Below are 26,466 nucleotides of genomic sequence, written 5' to 3' on the forward strand. Positions count from 1 at the left end.
ACCTTACCCTCCGTTTGAGAAAACCTATTCCCATTGTTTTCTCACCGAGGTCCGAGGTCGAGGAGCTAGATGCAGCAGAGTCCTGTCATTCCGTCCGGCCGGACAGTGTGGCGGCCGCTCGGGATCGAAGACGTGGTCATCACCGCCGGCCCGTTGGCGCGCTGGCAGCGGATCAACCACAAGGCCAGCATCCCGCTGGGTCTGGAGCAGATGGAGCGCTCAGGTGCTCTGCCCAACCTGCGCCGCGCGGGAGGAGAGGGCGAGGGGCCGTTCCAGGGCTACCGGTTCCAGGACTCCGACCTCTACAAGCAGCTCGAGGCGATCTCCTGGGAGCACGTCCGCGCGCCCGAGCCCGGCTACGGCGAGTTCGCCGACCAGGCGGCGGCCGTCCTGAAGAAGGCACAGCGGGACGACGGCTACCTCAACTCGCACTACCAGGTCGTCAAGCCGGACAAGATCTACACCGAGCTCGAGTACAGCCACGAGATGTACTGCGCCGGCCACCTGTTCCAGGCGGCGGTGGCGGCCGCCCGCGCCGGGATCGGCGAGGGGGTGGTCGAGGTCGCCAGGCGCCTGGCCGATCACCTGGTCGAGGTCTTCCTGACCGGCGGGAACGACGGCATCGACGGCCACGCGGAGGTCGAGACCGCGCTGGTCGAGCTGTACCGGCTGACCGGCGAGCGTTCCTACCTGGACCTGGCGGCCAAGCTGATCGACAACCGCGGCAAGGGCCTCATCAAGGACAGCGGCATGGGCATGCTGTACGCCCAGGACCACCTGCCGGTACGCGAGGCCGACACCGCGGTGGGCCATGCCGTGCGCCAGCTCTACCTGGAGTCCGGCATCGTCGACGTCTACCTGGAGACCGGTGACGAGTCGCTGCTGGAGTGCTCGCTGCGCCGCTGGGCGGACATGGTCGCCACCAAGACGTACATCACCGGCGGCCACGGCTCGCGCCACGACGGCGAGGCGTTCGGCGAGCGGTACGAACTGCCGCCCGACCGCGCCTACAGCGAGAGCTGCGCCGCCATCGCCAGCATCCACTGGAACTGGCGGCTGCTCCTGGCCACCGGCCAGGGCCGCCACGCGGACCTGATCGAGCGCACGCTCTACAACGCCTTCGCCGCCTCGACCTCGGCCGACGGCGTGCGCTTCTTCTACGTCAACCCGCTTCAGCGCAGGAACGACCTCGTCGAGGACGCCTACCTCGGGCGGCGCAGGGAGTGGTTCGCGTGCGCCTGCTGCCCGCCGAACATCATGCGCCTGGTGGCTTCCCTCGGCGCCTACGTGGCCACCACGACCGACGCCGGCCTCCAGCTGCACCAGTACGTCCCGGGGACCGTCGCCGGGAAGATCCGGATCGAGACCGAGTACCCGTGGGACGGGCTCGTCCGCATCACGGTCGAGGAGGCGGGCGAATGGGAGCTCGCCCTGCGCGTCCCGGCCTGGAGCGAGACCACGTACGTCGACGACCGCCCGGCCCGGGCGGCCGAAGACGGATATTTCCGCATCCGCCGCAACTGGCAGAGCGGTGACACGCTCGAGCTGCGGCTCGACATGACGCCCAGGCTCACCTACCCCCACCGCAAGATCGACGCGGTCAGGGGCTCCGTGGCGCTGGAGCGCGGACCGCTCGTCTACTGCTTCGAGAACGCCGACCAGCCCGAAGGCGTGGAGGTGGACGACCTCGCCCTGAACCCGCAGGCCCCGCTGCGCGTGAAGCCCGTCGACGACCTCGAGGGCGTCGGCCGCACCGTACTGATCGAAACCGACGCCGTCGTCGTGCACCAGCCGGGCGACGGCCTGCCGTACACCACGAAACCCCTGGCGACCAGCACCAGCGTGACCGCGACCGCCGTCCCCTACTTCCAGTGGGACAACCGCGACGGCGGCGCGATGCGGGTCTGGATCCCCCTCGCGTAAGGAAAGACGCGGATGAGAAGACGCGACCTGTTGAAGCTGGGCGGGCTCGCCGCCCTCGGCACCGCAGCGGCTGCCTGCGGCGGCTCGGGCTCCGGCTCGGGCGGGAAGAACGTGCAGCTGCAGTTCATGTACTGGGGCTCGACGTTCGAGAAGGCGGCCGTCGAGCGCATGCTCAAGCAGTACGAGCAGAAGCACGCGGGGGTGACGGTCAAGCCGCTCTACACGCCCGACGAGTACGACGTGAAGCTCAACACGCTCGTGGCCAGCAACCGGCTGCCGGACGCCGGGTATGTGCCGCTGGCGATGTCGTACCGCCTGGGCCAGCAGGGCAAGCTGGTCAACCTGTTCCCCTATTTGAAGAAATATCCGCAGCTGGCCGGATACCTGCCGGACGCGTACCTGTGGAGCGGCCAGGACAACCTGCACGGCGTTGCGACCGCGAACGAGATCGAGCTGCTGTGGTACAGCAAGTCCGCCGTCGCCGCCGCCGGCGTCACGCCGCCCGCCGACGCCGCCTCCGCCTGGACGTGGGACCAGCTCGTCGAGAACGCCTACAAGCTGACGATCGACCAGAACGGCAAGCACCCGGACGAGTCGGGCTTCGACTCGAAGCAGATCAAGCAGTTCGGCATCTCCAGCAGCATCACCTACGGTGCGGCCTGGTACGGGTTCCTGCGCAGCAACGGCGTGGACTTCGCCGACGAGGCCGGCAAGAAGTGCCTGCTCGACACGCCCGAGGCGATCCAGGTGTTCCAGAACCTGCAGGACCTCATCTACAAGCACCGCGTCGCGCCCGGCCCCGGCCAGCTCGCCGCGACCGGCGACGACGCGCCGGGCACCAACATCCTGCTCAAGACCAAGCGGGTGGCCATGGTGGTGGACGGCCACTGGAGCCTGCTCGACATGAACGAGAGCAAGGTGGACTACGGCATCGGCGTGCTGCCTAAGTACAAGGAGCCGTTCACCGCCACGCAGGTGGCGGGCGCGTCGGCGGTGTTCGCGGGGAGCAAGCACGAGCAGGAGGCGGTCGAGCTGTTCGCCTTCCACAACGACCCGCGCTACGTCGACCTGTTCGCCAAGGGCCTGTGGATGCCGCAGGAGAAGAAGTACTACGAGGACCAGGCGGCCATCGACTCCTGGACCAAGAACGACCTGCACCCGCCGGAGTTCCGCACGGCCGTGGTGGACTACGCCCGCGCCCACGGCGCGCCCACGTTCGGCAACCGCGTCAAGAACATGTCCACCATCAGCAGCGACGTGCTGACCCCCGCGCTCCAGGAGATCGAGACCGGCAAGCGCCCGGCCGCCGAGATCCTCAAGGAAGTCGCACCGAAGATCACCAGCATGCTCCAGGGCTGGCAGCACACCCAGGAGCTCTGATGCGCCGCCTCGAAACGCGCTGGGGCATCCTGATGGCGCTCCCCGCCATCCTGGGGTTCGTCATCTTCACCATCGGCCCCATGGTGGCCTCGGCGTTCTTCAGCCTGACCGACTGGACGATCGGCGCCAGCCCGTCGTTCATCGGCCTGGACAACTACACCGCGATGGTCCACGACGAGCTGTTCTGGAAGTCGCTGAGTACCACCACGTACTACACGCTCGGCGCGGTCCCGCTGGTGCTGATCGTCAGCTTCGCCGTGGCCATGCTGCTCAACCAGAAGGTGCGCGGCCTGGCCATCTGGCGGACGATCTTCTACCTGCCGACGCTCGTCCCGGCCATCGCGAACGTCGTGCTCTGGATCTGGATCTTCAACCCGGACTTCGGCCTGCTGAACTCCCTGCTCCGGCAGGGCGGCCTGCCCGGCTCCCAGTGGATCTACAGCGAGTCGACGGCCGTGCCCTCGATGATCATCATGAGCACCTGGGGCTTCGGCAACACCATGGTGATCTTCCTGGCCGGGCTCCAGGGCGTGCCGAGGCACCTGTACGAGGCCGTGTCGATCGACGGCGGCGGCGCGTGGCGGCGCTTCTGGCACGTCACGCTGCCGATGATGACGCCGACCATCTTCTACAACCTGGTGGTCGGCGTCGTCGGCACCTTCCAGGTCTTCAACCAGGCGTACGTGATGACCGAGGGCGGGCCGAACCACGCCACGCTCTTCTACGTCTACTACCTGTTCCGCAAGGCGTTCACCGAGAGCGAGATGGGCTACGCCAGCGCGCTCGCCTGGACCCTGTTCATGATCATCATGGTGGTGACGTTCCTGATGTTCAGAAACGCCCGCCGCTGGGTCTACTACGAGATGGCAGGCGCCCGATGACCGCCCTGGCAACCCCGGACAAGACCCGCGCGGCCCGGGTGGCTCCCACCGAGGGGCTGCGCAAACCCCGCAGGTACGGCCGGGCCCTGCTGTACGTGGCGCTGGTGGCCGGGTCGATCCCGACCCTGCTGCCGTTCGTCTGGCTGGTGCGCAGCGCGCTCATGCAGGACGCGCAGATGTTCGTCTCACCGCCCCAGTGGATCCCCTCGCCGTTCCAGTGGTCGAACTTCACCGAGGCGCTCACCACACAGCCGTTCGGCCGCTACTTCGTCAACACGCTGGTCATCGCCGTCATCAGCGTCCTCGGCACGGTGCTGACCTGCGCGGTCGCGGCCTTCAGCTTCTCCCGGCTGCGCTGGCGCGGGCGCAACGTCGTCTTCGCGCTGCTGCTGAGCGGCGTGATGCTGCCGTACGCGGTGACGCTCATCCCGACGTTCGTCATGTGGCAGGAGCTGGACGCGATCGACACGATCGCGCCGCTCACGGTGCCCAGCTGGTTCGCGGGGGCGGGCGGGGGTGTGTTCAACATCTTCCTGCTCAGGCAGTTCTTCCTGACGATCCCGTTCGAGCTGGACGAGGCCGCCTATATCGACGGGGCCTCCCCGTGGCGGGTGTTCTGGACGATCGTCATGCCGCTGTCCAAGCCCGCGATCATCGTGGTGACCATCTTCACGTTCATCGGCACCTGGAACGACTTCCTCGGGCCGCTGCTTTACCTGCAGAGCGAGGAGAACTACACGCTGTCGCTGGGACTGGCCTCGTTCCAGAGCATGTACATCACCCAGTGGGGGTACCTCATGGCGGCGTCGGCGGCGGTGATCGCGCCGATCGTCGCGCTCTTCTTCTTCCTGCAGCGGTACTTCATCGAGGGGGTCACCCTGACGGGCATCAAGAACTAAGAGCTATCCCGCGGATCGGGGTAGTCCGGCTGGCGATGACGTCTGTCCGGCGTGGTCCCCTGGGCGGATCGGGCAAGCGCCTGGTGGCGGTGGGGGGCGGCACCTCGGCGATCCTGGAGCGGTGCGGGTCGCCGCTCACCTCCCAAGCCGTGGGGCCCAAGCTGGAGTGGCTGCGGGCTGTACGAGCTCTACCGCGACCTGTACGAGGCGACGTCCCACATTGCCAACGAGCTCGCGGGGCGTTAACGGGCGCTGCTCCGGCGCGGGTGGAGCTCGGCCGGCAGGACGATCGTGGCGGGTTTGGCGGCCGGGGTCGCGATGCGGTCGACCAGGAGGCGGGCGGCCATCCGGCCCAGCTCATAGGTCGGCTGCGTCACCGTCGTGGGCGAGGGATGCACCAGGTCGGCCCACGGGATCTCGTCGAAGCCGACCAGCCCCATCTGCCCGGGCACGTCCACCCCGCGCTCGGTCAGGCAGCGCAGCGCACCCACCGTCATCAGGTTGTTGGCCACGAACACCGCGTCGGGAGGCTCGGGAGAGGACAGCAGTGCGGCCATGGCGTCGTAACCCCCCTGCTCGCGGAAGTCCGTGCGGACGATCACCGGCGGCGTGGACACGGCGGCGGTGTAGCCGCGCAGGCGCAGGTCGGCGGTGCTCACGCCCTCGGGCCCCGCAATGCACGCGATCCGCCGGTATCCGGCCGCGCGCAGATGCTCCACGGCCGTGCGCGCGCCCGCCTCGTTGTCGACCACCACCGTGTCCACGTCGCCGCGGGGCAGCTCGCGGTCGACGGCGACGACCGGGATGGGCGATTCGATCAGGGTCTTGGCCGCCTTGACGCTCCCCGACGAGGAGATGATCACGCCGGCCATCTGCTCGCTCAGCGCCGCCGCGACGTACGTCTCCTCCTTGACCGGGTTCTCGTCGCTGTTGCACAGCACGACCGAGTAGCCCTCCTGCTGGGCGACGTCCTCGATGCCGCGGACCATGGCGGTGAAGAACGGGTTGCCGATGTCGGAGATGATCACTGCCCAGAGTGTCGTACGGCTGCGCCGCAGGTTGCGCGCCACCGCGTTGGGGCGGTAGCCGAGCTCACGGACCGCGGTGAGCACCCGCGCGACCATGGCGGGGTCGACGGTCCGGGCGCCGTTGAGCACGCGGGAAACGGTGGCGGCCGACACGCCGGCCTCGCGCGCGACATCGTAGATAGTGGGCATCGACTCCAAGTTTCTACCATCGCGGAGCCCCGTACCCCGTCCTCGCGTGGACCGGGTCGAGGTCCTGGTCCGGGAATCGCTTTCCGTCCATGATCATACTTCCACATTTCTAGAAATATTGAAATATGGGGGTTTAGCTGGATAAATGCCCGACTCAAATCCTGACAAGTCGGGGCTTGACGGGTGTCAGGCCGTGATTGTACGTTCATCCAGAAATCGATTGCTCAGACCTCTTCTCCCTTCACCCCCACCCTCACGGCCTCCTGACTGCCGCGCGCTCAGGGGTCCCGCACCGCCAGGAGAAGTCATGTTCCCGATCGTTCGACGATGTCTGGCCACGGGCGCGCCTGCCTGGTCGGCGGACATCGGCAAGCGGGTCGCGGTGCTCCACGACGATCGGCGGCTCTACCCGGAGGTCTACACCGCCAACCGGGTCAGGAACCTGAGCGTGATCAGCCAGGGCGGCGTGGTCTACAACAGGCCGCCCAACCGCTACATCTACGCGTCCTGGACGGAGTACACCTTCGAGTTCTACGAGTCGCCCACGCCGTGCGGCCCCTGGAAGCACTTCTCGGGCAAGGACTTCGGCGGCTACCCGTGGACCAGGACCAAGCACGGCGGTTACGCCACGACCATCCCGTCGAAGTACATCAGCGCCGACGGCAAGTCGATGTGGCTGCAGTCGAACGTCTGCCCGTGCGGCGGCGGCTTCCCCGACGGGGAGCACTGGGCGTACACGTTCTCGCTGCGCTAGATGCGCCTCGAGCCGCACGTGGACACCACCCCGGGCAACGTGCCGGACGGAGCCAGGAACCTGGCCCGCGAGCCGGGCACCGTGGGCATCGAGCGGGCCACGCATTTCGGCAACACCGCGTTCTACAACGACGGCGACAAAGGGCAGAACGAGGACGACTGGAACGACGAGCGCAAGGGCGCGAGCTGGTGGGGCTACACCTGGCCGCGCGCATATCTGATGAACAAGGTCGTGTTCACCGGCGGGCAGATGTTCGGCGACGGCGGCTGGTTCGCCCAGGACCTGCGGGTGCAGGTGCGCAGGAACCACCAATGGGTGGACGTGAGCGGGCAGCGCGTCACGCCGGACTACCCGTACGACAACACCCGGCACGACCGGGATGCCGCTCGGCGGCTCGCCGGCGGATCTCACCGGTGACGGCAAGGACGACGTCGTCGCGTTCACGCACGGGCCGGGCGCGGACGTGTGGGCGGCCGCCTCCACCGAGACGGGCTTCGGCACGTCCGGCGGGCGCGTCCACCGAGCAAGACGGTGATGCGCCCGTCACGCCGCCATCACGGTGTGGTGACACGGTCCTGGCCAGGCTGGGTGATTACAGGAAGGGAGACCAGGATGCGCATCGAGAAATGCCTGATGCTGGCTGGTCCAGCGCTTCTCGCCGCTGTCGCACTCGGACCGGCCGGGGTCGCGGCCTCGCCTGCTCAGGCCGTTGCCCAGACGAGCACGCAGGTCGTGAGCCAGCCGCCGGGAGACGAGCAGGAGCAGTACGACCGCGGCAGGAACGCCGGTTTCGCCGACGGTCAAGCTGACTGCCAAGGTGACAGGCCTTACGACCGCATGCGCATGCACATGCGGAAGCACATGCGCATGGGCATGGGCCCCTATGAGCGCGGCTTCATGGAGGGGTACCACTCGGGCTACCACGGCTGTGCTCAACCCCAGTGACCTCCGGCCTCAAGACGGGGATCCCACCCCCCGCCGGCGGGTGGGATCCCCCTTTGTTTCCCCAGACGGTCCTCCCGCTGAGCAGCGGCTGCATGGGAAGGTCCCGGCCCGCGTACGGGTCGTGGTGCCGCGCTCACGCGCTGTGCTGCCCGGTTGGTGCTCAGCTCGGCAAGGTCACCGGGGTCCGGGTGTCCGGGGACGGCGTCATCGCCGAGCTGCTCTCGTTCGGGCGGGGACTGGCGGGGATGCATGACGTGGACGACTATCCGGACGCGCGGACCATTCAGGGCTGGTCATCTATCGCTACGATTCCCCGCTGTTCTTCGCCAACGCCGAGGATTTCCGGCGCCGCGCGCTTGCCGCGGTCGACCAGCACGAGGGCCCTGTGTCGTGGTTCGTGCTCAACGTCGAAGCCGATGTGGAGGTGGACGCCATGGCTCTGGACGCGGTGGAGTCGCTCCGCGCCGAACTGACTCGCCGGGGCATCGTGTTCGCCATGGCCAGGGTCAAGCAGGATCTGCGTACCTCGCTCGACGCGTTCGGCTTGACGGAGGCCATCGGAGCGGACCTGCTGTTCCCGACTCTGCCGACCGCCGTGGCCGCCTACCAGCGATGGCAGGCCCCGTGACGGGACCATGTGCGCAGATGTCCGTTTCGGGAAGGAGGAGGGAAGGGGAGAGCTCTGTGAAGGAGGCCCGGTGATGGCCGGACCGATCGTGGTCGGCGTGGACGGCTCCGAGTCGGCGAACGCGGCGGTGGAGTGGGCGGCGGTCGACGCCCGGCGCAGACGGCTGCCACTGAAGGTCGTGCATGTGTGCGAACGGCGGCCGGGTGGTGTCGAGGGCAGGAAGTACTGCCTCGGCGTGCTGGAAGCCGCCGCCGGCAGCGCTCGCGCGGTGAGCGGGGATGTCGAGGTGAGCACCGAGCTGGCCGATGAGAATGTCGTCGAATTCCTGATCGGCCAGTCGGCGTCGGCTGATTCCCTGGTGCTGGGCAGCCGGGGATCGGGGGGATTCGCGGGATTGGTGCTCGGCTCGGTCGGCCTGGCGGTCGCGGGGCATGCCGAGGGACCGGTGGTCATCGTCCGCGGGCCTGTCGCCGCGGAGCACGGCCAGATCGTGGTCGGCGACGACGGCTCCGAAAGCGCGCAGGCAGCAATGACGTACGCCGTCGAGCAGGCGCGTGCCCGCCACGCACGGCTGCTCGCCATTCACGCGTGGCAGGCGCCGCTCGTCTCTGCCTACGCCCCGGACTACGGTCTCCTGCTGGAGGACGCTTTCCAGGAGGAGGCCCGTGCGGCTCGGGAGCGGACGAACCGGTGGCGCACGGAGAACCCTGACGTTGAGATCACGGAACAGCACGTGAGAGAGCATCCGGTGCCCGCCCTCAGCGAGGCCTCGGGCACAGCTGACCTGGTCGTGGTCGGTTCGCGTGGGCTGGGCGCTTTCGCCTCCGCGGTGCTCGGCTCGGTCAGCCACGGTGTGCTGCACCGTGCCGCGTGCCCGGTCGCGGTGGTACGGCCACGCGCCAGGAAGTCATGAGCGCCTCTGGACGCCCAGGAGTTCCGAGGCTCGGGCGTCCCTTCAGGACCGCGCCGCGGCCAGGCACTCCGCGGCGCGATCGGGGTTCGACGAGGGAGCCGGTGCGGCGTCAGAGCGTGAAAACGTGCTCGGCCTCGTCGCGGTGGGTGGTGTGCAGCTCCCAGTAGACGGGGGCGATCTCCTTGGGCTGGGCCGTCGGAAAGCCGGGGATGACGGACAGGCCGATCGACACGTCGATGCCGACGTGGGCGGCCTGGATGCCGGTTCCGGTCAGTTCCTTGTGCAGGTTGATCACCCAGTTGCGCAGGGCCGCGGCGGCGGCGTTGACGTTGCCGACCTGCGGGACGGGGTCGATCGAGCCGGCGCCGGTGGTGTAGAGCAGGGTGCCCGCGCCGGCCTCGCGCATCGCCGGCAGTACCGCCTTGGTGGCGGCGATGGCGCCGTAGAGCTGAAACTCCATCTCGTGCTGCACATGCGAGGGTTCGGTCTCGGACGGAGTGGTCAACGCGGTGGCGCCGAGCGTCCCGACGGGGGAGTATTCCAGGACGTCGATGCCGCCGAACTGGGTGGCGGCGGCCTTGAGCGCCTGGGCGAGCGCGTCGCGGTCGAGCACGTCCGCGGGGAACGCGGCGGCGGTGATGCCCTCGGCGGTGAGCCGGCCGACGAGATCGTCCAGCTTGGCGCGGTTGCGGGAGATCAGGGCTACGTCGAAGCCGTGGGAGCCGAAGGTGCGGGCGATGGCCAGCCCCAGCTGGGGGCCGGCGCCGACGATGGCGATGGTGGGCATGATCAGATCTCTTTTCGTTGCCTTGGACAAGAGCGATGGATGCAAGGACCCGAGGTCAGGAGCAGGTGACGGCGAGCTTGCCGAGCGCGCCGGCGCCGAAGGCGGCGAACGCCTCGGGTGCCCGCTCCAGCGAGTAGGTGGCGGTGACCGGCACGCGCAGCGCGCCGGAGGCGGCCTGCTCGGCCAGGACGGCCAGGGTCTGCCATGATCGTGTGCACGGTGACGTTCCCGCCGTGGACGCTGTCCTTGACGGCGTCGGCGGTCAGGCCGAGGGTGGAGGCGAGGCGGCCGCCCGGCCGCAGCAGGCTCGCGAGCTGAACGCCGTCGCCCGCCAGGTGCAGCACAGCGTCCACACCCTCGGGGGCGAGGGCGCGGACCTCGGCCGGCAGGTCGCCGGCGAAGTCCACGAGGTGGACCGGCGTGCCGGTCAGGCCGGCGACGAAGTCTGCCTCGGCGCCGGGGCGGGCGGTGGCGATGACGCGGGCGCCGCGGGCGGCGGCCAGCTGCACGGCCAGCGCGCCCACTCCGCCGGTGGCACCGGAGATCAGCACCGTCTCGCCGTCGGCAGGGGCGACGGCGTTGAGGCTGTCCAGCGCCGCGGTGCCGGCCACGCCCAGCGCGCCCGCCTCCTGCACGGACAGGCCGTCGGGGACGGGGGCCACGCCGTAGCCGGCGGACACGGTGACGTACTCGGCCAGCGAGCCGGTGCCCAGGAACGGCTTGATCACCACGCCGAAGACCGCCTGCCCGACCTCGAAACCGGCCACGCCCTCGCCCAGAGCCTCGACGGTGCCCGCGAAGTCCTTGCCGATCACCAACGGAAAGCGGTGCTCCATCGCCCCTTGCAGGTAGCCGGCCGCGGTGGCGGCGTCGAAGCCGTTGACGGAGGAGGCGGCCACCTTCACCAGCAGCTCACCGGCCTCAGGGCGGGGAGTGCCGACCTCGGTCACGGCCGGGGTCGCGGGGACGGAATCCAGGGTCACAGCACGCATGATCTGCACCTTTCGAAAGTGGAACGGCCTGCCCGTTTCATGTAGACAGCTTAACACGAAACTGGGTAGCCTGTTCCAATTAGGTAGGATGGAATCATGACACCCGCCGCAGACCCCGACTCGTCCCTGGACCGGCAGCCCGAAACGGGGCTGCGCGCCGACGCCGAACGCAACCGCGAGCGCATCCTGGCCGCCGCCCGCCGCCTGTACGCCAGCCACGGGCTCGGCGTCTCCATGGCCTGCATCGCCCGCGAAGCAGGCGTCGGCAAGGCCACCCTGTCGCGCCGCTTCGCCACCCCGGAAGAACTCATCAACGCGGTCTTCGCCGACCGCATGGACGCCTACGCCGCCGCCACCGCCGAAGCCCTCGCCGACCCCGACCCCTGGCACGGCTTCACCAGCTACATCCACACGGTGTGCGCCATGCAGGCCGCCGACCGCGGCTTCGCCGACGTGCTGACCATGACCTTCCCCGCCGCCAAGGCGCTGGAAGGCCGCCGCGCCGAGGCCTACGACGGATTCCTCGAACTCATCGCCCGCGCCCAGGCCACCGGCCACCTGCGCGCCGACTTCACCCCACAAGACCTCGTCATCTTGCTCATGGCCAACGCCGGCGTCGTCGCCGCCACCCAAGATGCCGCCCCCGACGCCTGGCGCCGCCTGGTCGGCCAGATGCTGCGCGCCTACGCGGTCCCCGGCACCGACCTTCCACCTCTGGAGCAGGCTCCTGCACACACCGCGCTGTACCGGGCCATGGTCCGCCTCACCCGCCCCGCCGCCGGCCCTCATGGAGACGTGGAGCGACCAGACGGCCGGTGACGTCGCCAAACGATCGTCTTGGAGCTGTGCGCTGTGGCGTCAGCGGTCAGTGCTCCAGCGGGATCTTCTCCCCGCCGTACGCCTTCGACATGCGTGCGCGCAACGTGCCGAGCGGCCCGCGCATGCCCTTCGGCGGGATGCCCGAGCTGTCCTGGTCCACCGGTAACGGCCTGGAAGAAGGCCGCTGGCATCGTCCAGGCCGGAGCCCTGTCCTGGCCGCCACGGCTGGGCCCGTCGACCTGCCCGCCGAATCAAGCTCGCCAGGAAGAGCCCCGGCCTCGGAAGAGGCGGCGTGGCCGCCGTCGACCGCCGTGGCACCGCCACTGGCGCTGGATGCTCGCCTTCGTCAGTGACCCGATAGCCCGGTCACGCGTCTCCCGGCGGCCGGTAGTCGTACCAGTCGAAGCTCACGCTGCCGCCTGTGGCGTACATTCCGATCACCCTTCCGGTGAAGCCGGTGGCGACCTCGGTCGACAGGTACCGCCCGTCGAGCTCAGCCAGTACGTCTGGCTGGGCTGCGTCGATCGTCATCGTCACGGTGTCCGGACCGGTGGCGACCACGCCCAGCGGGTCGCCGGTCAGCTGATCGCGGCCGGTGACGGTCGGTGGCAGCACATCTGTGGTGCGGAAGTCGATGATGAGATCAAGTGGGCCCGGTGGCACCGTCCGATACGCCACGCAGTGGCTCACCGGGCCGATCCGGGCGATGACCCGTGCTTGTCCTCCGCCGACCTCCAGGTCGTAGTGGTGCGCCTCGTCGAGGCGCACCGACAGGCCGCCACACCCCGTGCCGGGATCCAGCCGAGCCGCCACTCGCACGTCGTGGTGCTGTTGCCGACGGCCCAGGAAGGTGGTGCCGGGCCGGTCCAGCGTGTCGCCGGTGGCCCGCAATGTGAGCCAGCCCGGCCGTTCGGTCAGCGACCACGCGTGTGGCGGGCGGCTTCGGGGTGAGATCCAGCGCGGCGACAGCGCCGTGGCATCGAAGTCGTCACGCTCGGGTTCGGCCGGCAACGGGTTCCAGGCCCGAGGCGCCTGGCCGTGCTCTTCAATCGGCCCGACGACCGGCCAGTCGTCGACCCAGGTGACGGGGGCGAGGAACGTCTCACGGCCGAGGACGTGGTGGTACGGGAAGCGCCCCTTCGGCCGGATCCCCAACAGCACCATCCACCAGTCGCCCTCGGGCGTGTCGACCAGGTCGGCGTGGCCGATCGCCTGGATCGGCCTGTTGGTGCTGCGGTGGGAGAGGATGGGGTTGGCCGGTGCGGGCGTGAACGGTCCGCGTGGCGATCGAGCGCGGGCGACCGATATCGCATGCCCGGTGTGCGTCCCTCCTTCGGACATCAGCAGGTACCACCAGTCGCCACGGCGGTACAGGTGGGGCCCCTCCGGCCAGGCCAGGCCCGTGCCGGACCAGACCGGCCACGGTCCTTCCACGATGACGCCGCGCTTGGGGTCGATGCGCGCCTGTTGCAGTCCGGAGAAGGTGCAGTAGCACGTTCCGTCAGAGTCCCAGGCCAGGTCCGGATCGATCCCCGGCAGGTCGATCCAGACCGGGTCGCTCCACGGGCCTTCGGCGCGTTCGGCGGTGACCAGGAAGTTGCCTCGCCCTGTGACGTTCTTGGTGATCATCCAGAACAGACCGTCATGGTGGCGGAGGGTCGGCGCCCAGATACCTCCCGAGGCGCGTACCGACGGCGGCAGGTCCAGTTGTTCAGGCCTGTCCAGGATGTTGCCGATCTGCCGCCAGTGCACCAGGTCCCGGCTGTGGAAGATCGGGACACCGGGGAAGTACTCAAAGCTGGAGCAGGCCAGGTAGTAGTCCTCACCGACCCGGCAGATGCTGGGGTCGGGGTGGAAGCCGCCGATGATGGGATTGCGGTACTCGGGCATGACCGGAGGTCCTTCGTCGTGCGGATCAGAGGTCAAAAGGGTTCCAGCCGTCCGAGCCGGCGAGGTACTTCTGAGGGGTGTGGTTCTCCGCGTCGGCGTCGGTCAGCTGAGGACGGTTGCCATTGACGGCAGCCCCGGGTCCGCTGTTGCGATACTCGGAGAACCGGGCGGCGGTCCAGGAGTTCGCGGACATGTTGATCCATGGTTGTGCGGTGGCGATGGTGGCCGACAGCCACGATTCCCGGTACACCACCTGCGCATCCGGGTACCACGGCCGGCCGAGTTGGGTGACGTTGTCGGCGGCGCCGGTGATGGTCGACCGGTAGAACAAGAAGCCGTAAGTGCTCTCGGCCGGAGTGCTCGCCGCGGTGATCGGACCGCCGGTGAGCCGCTTCTGGTAGATGTCGCAGCGGTCGAAGACAGCGCTGGCCGCGCCGAAGATGAAGTCGACGGTGCCTTCCACGTAGCAGTTCCTGAAGTAGGCACGGCCGCCACGGGCGTAGAGGGTGTCCTGGTCGCCGAGCACGCGGACGTCGCGATAGACGGCGCGGTCCGCCCGGGTGTACAGCGCCACCGCCTGCCCGCCGCTGGTGGCAGTGCTCTCGTCGAAGTCGTTGGCGATGGTCAGGTTGCGGGCGGTGAAGTCGTGGCCGTAGACGAACATGGTCGAACTGCCCGTTGTGCCGTACTGTCCGGCGTGGCGGTTGTTCACGATGACGGTGCTGTCGGGGGAGCGGCCAAGCCCGCGCAGCGTGATGTATGGCTTGTTCGACGGCACCGTGACGATCTCTCGATAGGTGCCGGGGGCGACGGTGATGGTGACCGGGCCGGTGTTGCCGCTCGGCACGGCGTCGATGGCGGCCTGGACGGTGGTGTACATCCCGCTGCCGTCGGTGGCCACGGTCGGCGGTGGCGTGGCGGTGGCCGGTGACGTCGCCGCGACCACCGCGCCCGCCGGCAGCACCAGCGCAGCGGCGGCAAGGATGATCCAGCGGCTTACCCTGCCGAGGTTCGGTGTTCTCATGAATGTCCTCATCATCTGTTGGAGACTGGCCCTTCACGTGGTGCTTCTGTCCGGCGATGAAGGCGGACCACGCTGCGATGAAGGTGAATGTCGCCGCGGTAGCGCCTGGCCTTACCTGCCGATCGAGTCCTGCGGGCCGGAGCAGGCGGCCAGCACCTCGGGAAGGGCGGTGGCGGGGTCGACGGTGTAGGCGTAGAACCGCGTCGGGTCGAAGGCGGCCCCCTGCTCCTTGATGAGGCCGTCCCGCCAGGAGCTCGTGCCGGTGACGACGTTGCCTCGCTGGACCAGCTCGCCGGCGGGGTCGACGAAGTAGGGGTCGGCCACGTTGTGGAAGAGGCTGTGCTCGATCACGGCCCTGGTCTCGCCACGCGCCCAGTTGCCGTATGACCTGATGTCCTGCAGGTAGTTGCTGTACATGTGCATGTTGAGCAGGTTGCCGCCGCTGGGATTGCGCTGGTTGGTGCGGGCGAACCAGTTGTGGTGGAGAGTCATCCGCGTGATGAGGTTGGCCGTCCACCCGATGCCGAGGGTCTTGTTGTTCTCCAGGAACTGGTTCCACGACACCGTGATGTCGGTGGCGTCCTTGCGGCTGTCGAGCAGGCCGTCGTTCATCCGGGCGAGCCGGTTGTGGTCGATCCAGACCTTCTTCGCGGAATCGATCTGGATGGCGTCGTAGTCGAAGTCCTTGTCATCCGGGTCGTCCTCGGGCATGAGGGTGTCGCGGATCGTCAGGTTCCGGATGATCACGTTGCTCGTGGTCGCGCCGAGGAAGAAGCCGCCGCCAACGATCTCACCTGCCGTTCCGACCCCGATGATGGTCTTGTTGGAGGCGACTTTGAGCTCGGTGCCCTTCGGGCTGATCTCGATCGCCCCGGCGACCTTGATGATGTACGGCTCGGCGGCCGTGACGTAGGTGTTCAGCTCCTCCTGGGTGGTTACGGTGACGACCTGGCCGCCCCGGCCCCCGGTGGTGCCCGCGGCGAAGCCGTCGGCCTGGTCGGTCCAGTGGCGCGGCCCGCCCACCGGGCGGAAGGTCCAGAGCCGGTCGGCGATCTGGTACTTGCCGTCGCCCGCGTAGGTCAGGGTGACCTCGGCGGAGCTGCGGTTGGCGCCGTTGACCAGGCGGACCTGGCCGCCCGCCGCGGCTTGCAGGCGGAGCTCGGCGTCCTGGCCGCGGCAAGGCCGTTCCCGGAGCTTGATGTCCAGGCACTGGCCGGTCCCGGCGTTGACGATGTGGTAGCCGCCGCCCACGTGGCCTGCGGCTGAGGCCGGGGTCGCGGTGGCGGCGAACAGGGTCAGGGTGGCAGCCGCCAGGGCGGCATGACGCGCAGTGGTCACAGGGGGGTTCGCTTTCCTGAGGGAGATCCGGCCGTGCTGATCTCAGCAGTCGCCACGGCCGTGAGCCTGAGCGGCGAGGTGCCCTCACTGTAGGAAGCCCGCGGAATTACCGTCAATGGCTTTCCTTAATATTTGTTTCACAGATTGACGTAACCGGAAACGCGGCCGTAGCCTCCTGGCAACCCCCCGTGCGAAGGGCAAGACGACTGATGATTTCCAGAAGAGACATGCTGCGTACCGCCGGTCTGACCGGGCTCGGTCTGGCCGTGGCCGCCTGTGGCCGTGGTTTCGGAGGCGGCGGCAGCGAGGCGGCCTCCGGCAAGATCGAGCTGAACATGGTCTGGTGGGGCGACGCTTTCCGCGCCCAGAAGACCCAGGCCGCGCTCGACCTGTTCATGAAGGCCAACCCGGGCATCACCATCAAGACCGAGTACCAGGACAGCGGCCCCTACAAGGACAAGCTGGCCACCCGCTTCGCCGCCGGCAACCCGCCGGACCTGATGATGATGCGGATGGACAGCCTGCGGGAGTACGCCGACCGCAAGTCGCTGCTCAACCTCAATGACCACCCCGGCATCGTGGACACCGCCAACCTCAGCCCCGCCGCGCTGAACCTGAGCAAGGTCGGCGACGCCGTCTTCGGCATCCCCTCGGGGCTCAACGCGATCGGCTTCATCGTCAACAAGACGATCACCGACCAGTACGGCGTGGCCATCCCCGACGGCAATACCTGGAGCTGGCAGGACCTGGCCAAGTTCGCCAAGGAGGTCACCGACAAGAGCGGCAAGAAGGTCTACGGCACCCTGGTGGACGCGGCGACCCTGGCCAACCTGGTCGTCTACACCTCCCAGCAGGGTGAGGACCTCTTCACCCCAGACGGCAAGTTCGGCGTCAGCGAGGCCACGCTCACCGCGTGGTTCCAGATGTTCGAGGACATGCGCAAGGAGGGCGGCTTCCCGCCCGCCGGATTCGTCGAGACGATCGGTTCCTCGCCCGACCAGTCCTACATCGCCAAGGGCTCCGTCGCCTCGCAGATCATCCCGACCAACGGCTTCCTCGGCTACAACAAGGCCGCCGGCGGCAACCTGGTGCTGCTGGGCATCCCCGGCGAGGCCACCGCCAAGCGGCGCGGCACGAACATCGGAACCCCGGCGCTGTGGTCGATCGCAGCCTCCTCCAAGCACCCGAAGGAGGCGCTGCAACTGCTCAACTTCCTCATCAACGACGTGGAGGCCAACAAGGCCATGGGCACCACCCGCGGCGTGCCCGCCAGCACCGTCGTCGCCGACGCGATCAAGCCGACGCTGGAGAAGGACGACCAGGTGGCCACCGACTACCTGATCGGCCTGCAGAAGCAGACACTGGTCCCCGTCCCGCCCTACCCCAAGGGCGCCAGCGGCATCCAGGACGAGCTCACCGCGGTCGCTCCCGAGGTCGAGCACGGGCGGCTGACCCCGGCCGAGGCCGCCAAGAAGGTCATCGACGCGGCGACGAAGGCCCTGTCGCAGTGACGCTCGCGCCTGTGAAGCACCCGGCCGTGTCCGAGGCGCCGGTTTCGCCACCCAAGGCGGCGAAACCCCCTCAGGACCGGTCGGGCTACCTGTTCATCCTGCCCTGGTTCCTCGGGATGGCCTTCACGATCATCCCGTTCTTCGCCTCGCTCTTCCTGGCCTTCACCGACTACAACCTGCTGAACGTCCCGAACTGGATCGGCCTGGAGAACTTCGCCGAGATGTTCTCCGACGACACCTGGTGGCAGTCGGTCAAGGTCACGTTCGTCTACACCTTCGTCTCGGTGCCGCTGTCGCTGGCCGCCGCGCTGGGCGTCGCCATGCTGCTCAACCGGGGCGTGCGCGGCCTGCCGGTCTATCGGGCGATCTTCTACCTGCCCTCGCTGCTGGGCGGGAGCGTGGCGCTGGTGCTGCTGTGGCGCTACATCTTCGGCCTCAACGGCATCGTCAACGCCTTCCTCGGCTTCTTCGGCATCGAGAAGATCGGATGGACCTCCGACCCGGACTTCGCCCTCACCACGCTGATCATCCTGCACATCTGGACGTTCGGCTCCCCAATGGTGATCTTCCTGGCCGGCCTGAAGCAGATCCCGGCGATGTACTACGAGGCCGCCGCCATCGACGGTGCGACCAAGTGGCAGCAGTTTCGCAAGATCACGCTGCCGCTGCTCAGCCCGATCATCTTCTTCAACCTGATCCAGTCGCTGATCTCCTCCTTCCAGACCTTCACGCAGGGGTTCATCTTCAGCGGCGGCAAGGGCGGGCCGGCGAACTCCACGATGTTCTACAACCTCTACCTGTACAAGCAGGGGTTCGAGCAGTTCCACATGGGCTACGCCTCGGCGATGGCCTGGATGCTGCTGATCATCATCGCGGCGTTCACCGGCCTCAACTTCCTCCTGGCCAAGCGGTGGGTGCACTATGACAACTGACGAGAGCTACATCGAGCGCATCGGCAACACCCGCCGCAAGCGCTTCACCAAACACCTGCTGCTCTGCCTGGCGAGCATCGTCATGCTCTACCCGTTGCTGTGGCTGGTGTCCAGTTCGGTCAAGCCGACCGAGATCGTCTTCAAGGACCTCTCGCTCTGGCCCGCCGAGTGGGACTTCTCCAACTACACCGAGGGCTGGACGGCCCTGGAGTTCCCCTTCGACCTCTACCTGGTCAACTCGGTCGTCATCGTCGTGCTGAGCATCCTGGGCAACCTGCTGTCGTGCTCGCTGGCCGCCTACGCCTTCGCCCGGCTCAACTTCCGTGGCCGCAAGCTGTTCTTCGCGCTGACGCTCGGCACGATGATGCTCCCCGGTCACGTGCTGCTGGTGCCGCAGTACATCGTCTTCGCCAAGCTGGGCTGGCTCAACACCTACTTCCCGCTGATCGTGCCGAACTTCCTGGCCACCAGCGCGTTCTACATCTTCCTGATGGTGCAGTTCATCCGCTCGCTGCCCAGGGAGCTGGACGAGGCGGCCCGCATCGACGGCGCGGGCACGTTCCGGATCTTCTGGAGCGTGATCCTGCCGCTGTGCAAGCCCGCCTTCGCGACCACGGCGATCTTCACGTTCATCTCGACGTGGAACGAGTTCTTCAGCCCGCTGCTCTATCTGACCGAGCAGGAGCTGTACACCGTCCCGCTGGCGCTGCGGCAGTTCATCGACTCCGAGGGCCAGTCGCAGTGGGGGCAGATGTTCGCCATGTCGTTCGTCTCCCTCGCCCCGGTCATCGGCTTCTTCATCGCCGGCCAGAAGTACCTGGTCAAGGGCATCGCCACCACAGGACTGAAATGAGACGCTACGCCTTCGTCGGGACCGGCTCACGCGCCCGGATGTACCTGGACGCCCTGCTCGGCCCCTACGCCGACCTCGGCCGTCCGGCGGCCTTCTGCGACACCAACGAGGTGCGCATGGCCTACTACGACCGGGTCGCGGGCACCCCGCTGCCGCACTACGCCCCTGATGACTACGACCGGGTGCTGAAGGAGTCGGACGTGGTGGTGGTCACCTCGCCCGACTCCACGCACGCCGGCTACGTCAGCCGCGCGCTGCGCGCAGGCGTGGACGTGGTCGTGGAGAAGCCCATGACCACCGACCTGGACGGGCTGCGGCAGATCGGCTCGGCTCTGGAAGAGGGTACGGCGGAGCTGACGGTCACCTTCAACTACCGGTATTCGCCACGCAACAGTCTCATCAGGCAGCTGATCGCCGACGGCGAAATCGGCGACGTCACCTCGGTCACCTTCGAGTGGTGCCTGGACACCGTGCACGGCGCCGACTACTTCCGCCGCTGGCACCGCGACAAGTCCGCCTCCGGCGGGCTGCTGGTACACAAGGCCACCCACCACTTCGACCTGGTCAACTGGTGGCTGGACGACCGGCCCGAGGTCGTCTTCGCCCGCGGCGGGCTGCGCTTCTACGGCTCGGCCAACGCCGCGCGGCGCGGCCTGGGACCGCGGCCGGACCGGGGGCCGGTCGCGGGCGACCCGTTCGCCCTGGACCTGGCCTCCGACGAGAAACTCCGCGAGCTGTACCGCGCCGGCGAACACCTCGACGGCTACATCCGAGACCGCGACGTCTTCTCCGACGGCATCACCATCGAGGACAACCTCAACGTGGTCGTCGGCTACCGAGGCGGGGCGTCGATGTCGTACAGCCTGCACGCGCACTGCCCGTGGGAGGGCTACCGGGTCGCGATCAACGGTACGGCGGGGCGGATCGAGCTCGACGTGGTGGAACGGCCCCACGTCTCCCCGACGGGCGTCTCGGCGACCATCGGCGCGGCCACGGCGAACCCGGATTCCGGTACGGCACGCGGCTCGGCTGCCCGCTCCGAGGGCGAGCCCGGCTCGGCGCTCGACCCGAGTGCCGAACCCGAGGGCTCCGGGAGCGGCCCCGCCGACAGCGGGCACCGCACCCGCGGTTCACAGCTGTTGCTGCAGCGGCACTGGGAGCCCGCCGTGGAGATCCCCATCCCCGACGCTGCGGGCGGCCACGGCGGCGGTGACGCGATGCTCCTGCACGACGTCTTCCGCGGACCCTCCGATGACCCGCTGCGGCGGCAGGCCGGCTTCGCCGAGGGGGCGGCCAGCGTGCTGGTGGGCGTGGCGGGCAACGAGTCACTGCGCACCGGCCGCGCCGTACGGCTGGACGAGCTCGAGCCGATCCCGGGCACGTCCGCGCGATGACGCCTGCCGTACTCGTGGCCGCACCGCTCGGGGGCTACGCGCAGAACGTACGAGTACGAGAAGGCGGCGAGATGTCTGCGGAAGTGTTGCAGCTCAACGGGCGTGAGGTCGCCACCTACGTCTGGCAGCCGGAGGCGCCCGTCTCCAGCTCGCCGCGTCCCTTCCTGCACCCGGTGCGCACGCTCGCCGGCCGTACCGTCACCGACGCCGTCCCCGACTCCCACCCGCACCAGTTCGGCATCGGCGTGGCCTACCCCGACATCGGCGGGGTCAACTTCTGGGGCGGGCGCACCTTCGTCTCCGGCCACGGCCCTGCCTGGCTGGACAATCACGGCTCTCAGCGGCACGAGCGCTGGGAGCGGCGCGGCGGTGGCGAGCTGGCGCACAGCCTGCGCTGGCTCGGCCCGGACGAGCGGGTGCTGCTGCACGAGCGGCGCGTGATCGGCTGCGAGCCGGTGTCGGGCAGCGTGTGGGCGCTGTCGGTGCGCAGCAGGCTGGCCAATGTCACCGACCGGCCGCTGGAGGTGCGCAGCCCGGCCGCCAAGGGGCGGGTGGGCGCCGGGTACGGCGGTTTCTTCTGGCGCGGCCCGGCGGTGTCGGGCGCGACGGTGCTCAGCCCGGCGGGTCCTGGGGCGGAGCCGGTGCACGGGTGCAGCGCCGCGTGGGTGGCGGTGGCGGGGGCCGACTGGACGATGGTGTTCGTGCCCGGCGACGCGGACACCGCCCGCGACCGGTGGTTTGTGCGGGCCCGCGACTACGTCGGGGTGTGCTCGAGCGTGGCCTGGGACGAGCCGCTGGTGCTGCGGCCGGGCGAGGAGATCGCCCGCCATGTGGTGACCCTGGTCGCCGACGGCGTACTGAACGCCGAGTCGGCGGCCGAACTGGTAGCGGAAAGCGAACGCGGCGCGACGGACCACGGGCTCCCTGCGGCGGATCGGCCGGTGCCCGGCGGCACGCCGGGCTTACACCCGCGGCCGGTGACATGACGGCCGCCTTCCGGCCGAGCGGTCCGCCGCTGCCCGAGGGCGCCGTCCGGCAGGAGGATCTGCGCGATCTCAACCTCAAGGTGGTCTTCCAGCGCATCCTCGAGGCGGGCAGCCCGATCTCGCGTACGGAGCTGGCCACCGCGACCGGGCTGACCCGGCCCACGATCACCCGCATCGCCGAGGAACTGCTGGCCGGGCGGCTCATCACGGAGAAGGGCGTCACCCACAACGGCCGCGCGGGCCGCCCCCGGGTGGGCCTGACCCTGTCCGACCGGGGACCCGCCGGGCTGGGCCTGGACATCCGCGCCGACGGGCTGGCCGCCTGCGTCGTGGACCTCACCGGCACGGTGCGCCACCTGACGTTCGCGCCCATGCCGCCCACCGGACGTGACGCCGAGGCGGTGCTGGGCTCGCTGATCCGCATGGGCTGCGAGGCGATCGAGGCGGTCACGGTCAAGGAGCTGACCGTGGTCACCGCGACGCTGGCGGTGCCCGGACCGGTCGACGGCGGGGTGGTGCGCATTGCACCCGCGCTGGGCTGGCGCGACGTCGACGCCGGAACGTTCCTGGCCGACCTGGGCGTGCCGTGCGTGGTGGACAACGAGGCCAACCTGGCCGCGATGGGCGAGCTGTATGCCGGGGACGACCCCCTGGGGAGTTTCCTGTACGTCTCGGGAGGACTCGGCATCGGCGCCGGGATCGTGCTGGACGGCCGCCTGATGCGCGGGGCGCGCGGCTGGAGCGGCGAGCTGGGGCACGTGACCGTCGAGCCGGAGGGCGCCGCGTGCGCCTGCGGGTCGCGCGGCTGCCTGGAAACCTACGCCAGCACCGGCGCCATCCTCGGCGCGCTGCCAGGAGCGACCAACCGGACCGACGCCCGCGAAGGCGCCGTCCCACACGGTGTCGTCCCCGGAGAGGCCGGTGACATTTTCGAGAGGATCAACCCCGGCTCCGTCATCACCACCCGCGCCGAGGCCGCCGACCCCGCCGCGCTGGCCGCGCTCGACCGGGCCGGGAGCGCGCTCGGCATCGCGCTGTCCGGCGCGGTCAACGTGCTCGACATCGACACTGTCCTGCTCGGCGGCAGTTTCGCGCTGCTGTCGTCGTGGCTTACCGACTCGGTGCGCGCCGAGATCGACCGAAGGGTGCTGACCGCCTCCTGGTCACCGGTCACCGTCCGCCCCACCCTGCTCGGCCCCGACGCGGCCGTCATCGGCGCGGCGCTCACCTCCATCGACCAGATCCGCCGCCGCCCCACCACCTGGCTGGCCCACCAGAGCTGAACTGCCACCCGCGCGTGCTACAGATCGTGCCCATGGTTGGCGCGTGGGGTCCCGGGCATCCGCTCCTTCTCCGCCGAACCCTCGCTCAGCACTGACGTCTCGGCCGCCGAAGGGGCTTCTTGCCCTCGGCCCGGACGGTACCGGGGAACCCGAAGGACGGCAGCGGAGATCACCGCGACCACGCCGAGGCCGATCAGCGCCATCGTCTCTCCCCGATGCCCCGCGTCGAGGAGGTGGCCTACGGCGAACCCTCCTGCCAGAGCGAGCGCTCCGGACAAGAAGTTGAGCAGGCCGAAATAGGCCCCGAACCGCTCAGACTGCGCGCGGCGTGCGATGGCCTGGAACAACGCCGACTGCGTCAGCCCGCAGGCCAGCCCGTGCAGGACGGCGGCCACCAGCAGCACGGCGACCGGGCCTCCCCCCGAAGGGATGGACAAAAGCACCAGATAGCAGGCGCCCGAGCAGAGCAGCCCGGCCCTGAGCACCCAAGGACGCGCGCCTCTCTCGCCGGACGCGCACCACGGCTGGATCGCTGCCATGGCCACTGCCACCACGCAGAAGAACAGGGTCGTCGCGTGCGCGCCGATCTCCTTGAGCGGGACCAGGCTCACGACCTGGTCGGCGAGCAGCGTGCTTGGCGCCGCGGTCATGGCGAACAGGAGGAAACTCCGGTCCTGGAGCACCACCGAAACCCCGTCAGCGAGCCGGCGTACGTCCATGCGCGCGCCGGTCCGCCCATCCGCCCGCGAACCGGCGCGGCGTTCAGCACGCAGCAGCATGAAAAGGACAGCGGCGACCGACCAGATGCCCGCCGTCACGGCCGACAGCAGCCCGAACCCTCCGGCCAGCAGGACCAGCCCGACAGGCGGGCCGGCCACCGCGCCGACCTGACCGGCGATCACGTACGCCGCGAAGCCTCGGGAGCGGCGCGCCGGCGCGACCCTGGCCAGCAGGGACTGGGCGGCCGGATGGAACAATGCTCCACCCACGGCCAGCACCATGGCCGCGCAGAGCACGTCTGCCAACCCGCCGGCCGCGGCCAGCAACGCGAATCCCGCCGCCCGCAGGGCACAGGCCAGCGCTCCCGCACGTGCGGGGCCGATCGCGTCAGTCACCGCGCCGGCCGGCAGGTACAGCATGGACTGGACCGCGATCCGCGCGCTGAGCACCACGGTGATGGTCCCGGCGAGCATGCCGAGGTCGTGACGCAGGTGTACGACAAGATGCGCCATCACCGCGAAGAAGCCGATCGAGATGGCAAGCTGCACCCCCACCACGACCACGATCACACGGCGGTCGAGGGCACCCGGCTCTCCCGGCGATCCGGCTGCGAGCGCTGCCGCCGGGCCTTCGGCCGCGCGGTTGCCGGCGGGATCGGGATCAACGCGCGGCGTGCGGAGCCCGGGGGCGTCGCGAGACTTCACGCGATCGCGCCGTCCGCGGACCCGCCGAACAGTGCGGAGGTCTGGACGGCGATGGCCGGCGAGGTCTGGACTCGAGATCGCCAGACAAGGGCACGGGGTTGCCGCATGACGATCTCCTCTCTCTGTCTTCGCCGCAGAGCAGACCAGACCTGCCCGTCTCATGTCCAATATCGATACAGGCCGTCAGCGATATCCATCCGGATATCGGACATTTAACGTGGCGCCATTCAGGCGTGCATTGTGCACTGGCACCGGGAGTCATCCGGCGGTGTCATGGGCGGTCAGCAGGGCGTCGATGGCCGCGTCGCCGGTGGGCGGGCCATGGCGGGTGGGGGCGCCTGCCCGCAGGAGGGCCTTGACGGTGCCGAGGTAGTCGCCGTCCTCTGCCCGGTTGTTACGCAGCCCCCACAGCGCGCAGTCCAGCGGCGTCGGGCCCTCGTCGTCGAAGGCGCGGTCGTCGAGGTCGGCGCCGCGTTCGATGAGCAGCCGCACCGTCTCCGTGCGGCCGTGCATGGCGGCCTGGTCGAGCGGCGTGAAGTTGCTCCAGCCCCGCGTGTCCACCGCCATCCCGCCGTCCAGCAGCGCCCGCACCACGCCGGTACGGCCCAGCAGGGCGAACTGCCCCAGGATCCAGTCGAAGTCCCCCGTGTCCGGGTTGCCGAGTGCCGGGGGCGGGGCGGCGGGCAGATGCGCGGACTCGCCCCGCGCGACGGCCAGGACCGCGGCGTCCACCGGGTCCAGGTCGGCGCTCGCCCCGCGGGCGGCCAGCAGCTCGTACGCCGCCAGGTGCCCGCAGCGGGCGGCCAGGGCGAGGGGGCGGCGGCCGACGTCCCAGCGGTCCCACGGCAGGTTCACGTCGGCACCGGCGTCAAGGAGCATCGTGAGGACGGTGGTGCCGCGGCCACGGGCGATGGCGTGATGCAGGGCGCGGCAGGCGTTCACGTCGGCGCCGTGGCCGAGGAACCAGCGCAGCCCCGCCGCGTCCTCGAAGTCCAGCTTGTGCACCACCAGGCGCTCGTAGCCGGGCCGGTAGAGCAGGTCGAGGAAGGCCGTGTCCGACTGCTCGCAGGCGTGGTAGAACGCGTCCTCGTCGGGAGCGGCGCCCCGCTCGACCAGGAGCCGGGCCAGGGCCAGGTCACCTCGCTCCACGGCGTCGAACAGGGCCGTGCGCCTGCCCTCGCCGCCCCACTCGACGGTGTGGCTGCCCGGGTCGGCGCCCGCGTCCAGCAGCAGCCGGGCGCACTCGCGTACCCGGGCGTCAGGGGCGAAGGACCGCCGTAGCAGCACCAGCAGCGGCGCAAGCCCGGCGGCGGCCGGGCTCGCTCCGGGCTGCCCGCGCGGTGGCACCGGATCGGTGGCCGCGGCAGGGTCGGCTGCCAGGAGCGCCGCCAGCGCGGCGGGATCGGCCAGGACGAGCGCCCGCTCGACGCCCTCCAGGGCGGCGACGCGTACGTGCTCGACCAGCTTCGGCCAGCTGGGGAAGCCGTAGTCGCGGGCGAGCTCGAACTGCGCCCGGCTCAGCGGGATGCCCTGGGCGCGCTTGCGATGTTTGGCCTGCTTGCGCAGGTGCTCGAGCGAAGGGCGCTGGGGAAGACCAGACACGGCGAACCTCCGTCTGCCCGTGTCCGCGCGCGCGGGCCGAGGTCCGTCGGGGGACGTACGACGTGCCGCCGGTGGGATGGTCCCTTCCCCG

24 protein-coding genes are annotated in these 26,466 nt (G+C 69.4%); 16 read left to right on the top strand and 8 right to left on the bottom strand.

All coding sequences use genetic code 11. From position 1 onward, the window contains the following. Positions 1 to 69 precede the first annotated feature (69 nt). From ABN273_RS38375 to ABN273_RS38390, 4 genes are read left to right on the top strand one after another with little or no spacing between them, the layout of a single operon-like run. Positions 70 to 1,923 (top strand): glycoside hydrolase family 127 protein, encoded by a 1,854-nt coding sequence (locus ABN273_RS38375; protein ID WP_349454087.1) that lies wholly within the window; start codon positions 70 to 72, stop codon positions 1,921 to 1,923. 12 nt (positions 1,924 to 1,935) lie between these two features. Beyond that, positions 1,936 to 3,303, top strand: coding sequence for an extracellular solute-binding protein (locus tag ABN273_RS38380; RefSeq protein ID WP_349454089.1), 1,368 nt, complete (start codon positions 1,936 to 1,938; stop codon positions 3,301 to 3,303). Continuing rightward, positions 3,303 to 4,184 carry a carbohydrate ABC transporter permease gene (locus ABN273_RS38385; protein ID WP_349454091.1) on the top strand — a complete coding sequence of 294 codons (882 nt, stop codon included), beginning with the start codon at positions 3,303 to 3,305 and terminating at the stop codon, positions 4,182 to 4,184. The genes ABN273_RS38380 and ABN273_RS38385 overlap by 1 nt, the downstream gene beginning before the upstream one ends. Then, a complete protein-coding gene (locus ABN273_RS38390; RefSeq protein ID WP_349454093.1) occupies positions 4,181 to 5,083 on the top strand; it encodes a carbohydrate ABC transporter permease in 903 nt (300 codons plus the stop codon). Before ABN273_RS38385 ends, ABN273_RS38390 begins: the two co-directional genes overlap by 4 nt. Before the next feature lie 242 nt (positions 5,084 to 5,325). Here the strand turns inward: ABN273_RS38390 and ABN273_RS38395 are convergent, their stop codons facing one another. Beyond that, a complete protein-coding gene (locus tag ABN273_RS38395; RefSeq protein ID WP_349454095.1) occupies positions 5,326 to 6,300 on the bottom strand; it encodes a LacI family DNA-binding transcriptional regulator in 975 nt (324 codons plus the stop codon). Positions 6,301 to 6,607: 307 nt separating this feature from the next. Between ABN273_RS38395 and ABN273_RS38400 the strand changes: the two genes are divergently transcribed. The 5 genes from ABN273_RS38400 to ABN273_RS38420 all read left to right on the top strand — a co-directional run bounded on the left by ABN273_RS38400 (position 6,608) and on the right by ABN273_RS38420 (position 9,540). Beyond that, entirely contained in the window at positions 6,608 to 7,054 is a 447-nt protein-coding gene (locus ABN273_RS38400; RefSeq protein ID WP_349454097.1) for a hypothetical protein, read from the top strand. Further along, positions 7,055 to 7,471 (top strand): hypothetical protein, encoded by a 417-nt coding sequence (locus tag ABN273_RS38405; RefSeq protein ID WP_349454098.1) that lies wholly within the window; start codon positions 7,055 to 7,057, stop codon positions 7,469 to 7,471. Positions 7,472 to 7,666: 195 nt separating this feature from the next. After that, the gene (locus ABN273_RS38410; protein WP_349454100.1) at positions 7,667 to 7,999 is read left to right on the top strand and encodes a hypothetical protein; all 333 of its coding nucleotides are present in this window, start codon (positions 7,667 to 7,669) and stop codon (positions 7,997 to 7,999) included. Between the two features lie 289 nt (positions 8,000 to 8,288). Beyond that, complete coding sequence (locus tag ABN273_RS38415; RefSeq protein ID WP_349454189.1) at positions 8,289 to 8,627, top strand: STAS domain-containing protein; 339 nt, start codon at positions 8,289 to 8,291, stop codon at positions 8,625 to 8,627. Positions 8,628 to 8,700: 73 nt separating this feature from the next. Continuing rightward, complete coding sequence (locus ABN273_RS38420) at positions 8,701 to 9,540, top strand: universal stress protein (RefSeq protein WP_349454102.1); 840 nt, start codon at positions 8,701 to 8,703, stop codon at positions 9,538 to 9,540. A 109-nt stretch (positions 9,541 to 9,649) separates the two neighbouring features. Here the strand turns inward: ABN273_RS38420 and ABN273_RS38425 are convergent, their stop codons facing one another. Further along, on the bottom strand, positions 9,650 to 10,327 hold the full coding sequence (locus tag ABN273_RS38425; protein WP_349454104.1) for an SDR family NAD(P)-dependent oxidoreductase: 678 nt from the start codon (positions 10,325 to 10,327) through the stop codon (positions 9,650 to 9,652). A gap of 2 nt (positions 10,328 to 10,329) precedes the next feature. After that, complete coding sequence (locus ABN273_RS38430; RefSeq protein ID WP_349454106.1) at positions 10,330 to 11,319, bottom strand: NADP-dependent oxidoreductase; 990 nt, start codon at positions 11,317 to 11,319, stop codon at positions 10,330 to 10,332. Positions 11,320 to 11,415: 96 nt separating this feature from the next. On the opposite strand from ABN273_RS38430, the gene ABN273_RS38435 reads away from it, so the two are divergent. Then, the gene (locus ABN273_RS38435; RefSeq protein WP_349454107.1) at positions 11,416 to 12,138 is read left to right on the top strand and encodes a TetR/AcrR family transcriptional regulator; all 723 of its coding nucleotides are present in this window, start codon (positions 11,416 to 11,418) and stop codon (positions 12,136 to 12,138) included. Between the two features lie 366 nt (positions 12,139 to 12,504). Here ABN273_RS38435 and ABN273_RS38440 read toward each other — a convergent pair whose 3' ends face one another. The 3 genes from ABN273_RS38440 to ABN273_RS38450 form a co-directional block, all read right to left on the bottom strand. After that, entirely contained in the window at positions 12,505 to 14,028 is a 1,524-nt protein-coding gene (locus ABN273_RS38440) for a glycoside hydrolase family 43 protein (RefSeq protein WP_349454108.1), read from the bottom strand. 25 nt (positions 14,029 to 14,053) lie between these two features. Then, positions 14,054 to 15,052 carry a pectinesterase family protein gene (locus tag ABN273_RS38445; RefSeq protein WP_349454109.1) on the bottom strand — a complete coding sequence of 333 codons (999 nt, stop codon included), beginning with the start codon at positions 15,050 to 15,052 and terminating at the stop codon, positions 14,054 to 14,056. Positions 15,053 to 15,163: 111 nt separating this feature from the next. Next, complete coding sequence (locus ABN273_RS38450; protein ID WP_349454110.1) at positions 15,164 to 16,390, bottom strand: pectate lyase family protein; 1,227 nt, start codon at positions 16,388 to 16,390, stop codon at positions 15,164 to 15,166. 209 nt (positions 16,391 to 16,599) lie between these two features. On the opposite strand from ABN273_RS38450, the gene ABN273_RS38455 reads away from it, so the two are divergent. The 6 genes from ABN273_RS38455 (at position 16,600) to ABN273_RS38480 (ending at position 23,349) form a co-directional block, all read left to right on the top strand. Continuing rightward, positions 16,600 to 17,901, top strand: a complete 1,302-nt coding sequence (locus tag ABN273_RS38455; RefSeq protein WP_349454111.1) for an ABC transporter substrate-binding protein — start codon at positions 16,600 to 16,602, stop codon at positions 17,899 to 17,901. Between the two features lie 11 nt (positions 17,902 to 17,912). Next, positions 17,913 to 18,833, top strand: a complete 921-nt coding sequence (locus ABN273_RS38460) for a carbohydrate ABC transporter permease (RefSeq protein WP_349454112.1) — start codon at positions 17,913 to 17,915, stop codon at positions 18,831 to 18,833. After that, a complete protein-coding gene (locus ABN273_RS38465) occupies positions 18,823 to 19,686 on the top strand; it encodes a carbohydrate ABC transporter permease (RefSeq protein WP_349454114.1) in 864 nt (287 codons plus the stop codon). The genes ABN273_RS38460 and ABN273_RS38465 overlap by 11 nt, the downstream gene beginning before the upstream one ends. After that, positions 19,683 to 21,080: a Gfo/Idh/MocA family protein gene (locus ABN273_RS38470; RefSeq protein ID WP_349454115.1), complete on the top strand. Its 1,398-nt coding sequence runs from the start codon at positions 19,683 to 19,685 to the stop codon at positions 21,078 to 21,080. The genes ABN273_RS38465 and ABN273_RS38470 overlap by 4 nt, the downstream gene beginning before the upstream one ends. A 71-nt stretch (positions 21,081 to 21,151) precedes the next feature. After that, on the top strand, positions 21,152 to 22,066 hold the full coding sequence (locus ABN273_RS38475; protein WP_349454117.1) for a DUF6807 domain-containing protein: 915 nt from the start codon (positions 21,152 to 21,154) through the stop codon (positions 22,064 to 22,066). Further along, positions 22,063 to 23,349, top strand: a complete 1,287-nt coding sequence (locus ABN273_RS38480) for an ROK family transcriptional regulator (RefSeq protein ID WP_349454118.1) — start codon at positions 22,063 to 22,065, stop codon at positions 23,347 to 23,349. Before ABN273_RS38475 ends, ABN273_RS38480 begins: the two co-directional genes overlap by 4 nt. A 17-nt stretch (positions 23,350 to 23,366) precedes the next feature. On the opposite strand, the gene ABN273_RS38485 is transcribed toward ABN273_RS38480, so the two are convergent. Further along, entirely contained in the window at positions 23,367 to 24,773 is a 1,407-nt protein-coding gene (locus ABN273_RS38485; RefSeq protein WP_349454119.1) for an MFS transporter, read from the bottom strand. 258 nt (positions 24,774 to 25,031) lie between these two features. Further along, positions 25,032 to 26,375: an ankyrin repeat domain-containing protein gene (locus tag ABN273_RS38490; RefSeq protein ID WP_349454120.1), complete on the bottom strand. Its 1,344-nt coding sequence runs from the start codon at positions 26,373 to 26,375 to the stop codon at positions 25,032 to 25,034. Between the last annotated feature and the right edge of the window lie 91 nt (positions 26,376 to 26,466).

It is taken from the genome of Nonomuraea sp. B19D2, from assembly GCF_040137845.1.
Taxonomy (GTDB): domain Bacteria; phylum Actinomycetota; class Actinomycetes; order Streptosporangiales; family Streptosporangiaceae; genus Nonomuraea.

Excerpts from the sequence above, each read along its gene's own strand:
- ABN273_RS38405 (WP_349454098.1), top strand. The coding sequence starts at position 7,055 with ATGCGCCTCGAGCCGCACGTGGACACCACCCCGGGCAACGTGCCGGAC.
- ABN273_RS38410 (WP_349454100.1), top strand. The coding sequence starts at position 7,667 with ATGCGCATCGAGAAATGCCTGATGCTGGCTGGTCCAGCGCTTCTCGCC.
- ABN273_RS38475 (WP_349454117.1), top strand. The coding sequence starts at position 21,152 with ATGTCTGCGGAAGTGTTGCAGCTCAACGGGCGTGAGGTCGCCACCTAC.
- ABN273_RS38480 (WP_349454118.1), top strand. The coding sequence starts at position 22,063 with ATGACGGCCGCCTTCCGGCCGAGCGGTCCGCCGCTGCCCGAGGGCGCC.
- ABN273_RS38385 (WP_349454091.1), top strand. The coding sequence starts at position 3,303 with ATGCGCCGCCTCGAAACGCGCTGGGGCATCCTGATGGCGCTCCCCGCC.
- ABN273_RS38395 (WP_349454095.1), bottom strand. The coding sequence starts at position 6,300 with ATGCCCACTATCTACGATGTCGCGCGCGAGGCCGGCGTGTCGGCCGCC.
- ABN273_RS38400 (WP_349454097.1), top strand. The coding sequence starts at position 6,608 with ATGTTCCCGATCGTTCGACGATGTCTGGCCACGGGCGCGCCTGCCTGG.
- ABN273_RS38440 (WP_349454108.1), bottom strand. The coding sequence starts at position 14,028 with ATGCCCGAGTACCGCAATCCCATCATCGGCGGCTTCCACCCCGACCCC.
- ABN273_RS38455 (WP_349454111.1), top strand. The coding sequence starts at position 16,600 with ATGATTTCCAGAAGAGACATGCTGCGTACCGCCGGTCTGACCGGGCTC.
- ABN273_RS38420 (WP_349454102.1), top strand. The coding sequence starts at position 8,701 with ATGGCCGGACCGATCGTGGTCGGCGTGGACGGCTCCGAGTCGGCGAAC.
- ABN273_RS38375 (WP_349454087.1), top strand. The coding sequence starts at position 70 with ATGCAGCAGAGTCCTGTCATTCCGTCCGGCCGGACAGTGTGGCGGCCG.
- ABN273_RS38470 (WP_349454115.1), top strand. The coding sequence starts at position 19,683 with ATGAGACGCTACGCCTTCGTCGGGACCGGCTCACGCGCCCGGATGTAC.
- ABN273_RS38380 (WP_349454089.1), top strand. The coding sequence starts at position 1,936 with ATGAGAAGACGCGACCTGTTGAAGCTGGGCGGGCTCGCCGCCCTCGGC.
- ABN273_RS38425 (WP_349454104.1), bottom strand. The coding sequence starts at position 10,327 with ATGCCCACCATCGCCATCGTCGGCGCCGGCCCCCAGCTGGGGCTGGCC.
- ABN273_RS38465 (WP_349454114.1), top strand. The coding sequence starts at position 18,823 with ATGACAACTGACGAGAGCTACATCGAGCGCATCGGCAACACCCGCCGC.
- ABN273_RS38435 (WP_349454107.1), top strand. The coding sequence starts at position 11,416 with ATGACACCCGCCGCAGACCCCGACTCGTCCCTGGACCGGCAGCCCGAA.
- ABN273_RS38390 (WP_349454093.1), top strand. The coding sequence starts at position 4,181 with ATGACCGCCCTGGCAACCCCGGACAAGACCCGCGCGGCCCGGGTGGCT.
- ABN273_RS38430 (WP_349454106.1), bottom strand. The coding sequence starts at position 11,319 with ATGCGTGCTGTGACCCTGGATTCCGTCCCCGCGACCCCGGCCGTGACC.
- ABN273_RS38445 (WP_349454109.1), bottom strand. The coding sequence starts at position 15,052 with ATGAGAACACCGAACCTCGGCAGGGTAAGCCGCTGGATCATCCTTGCC.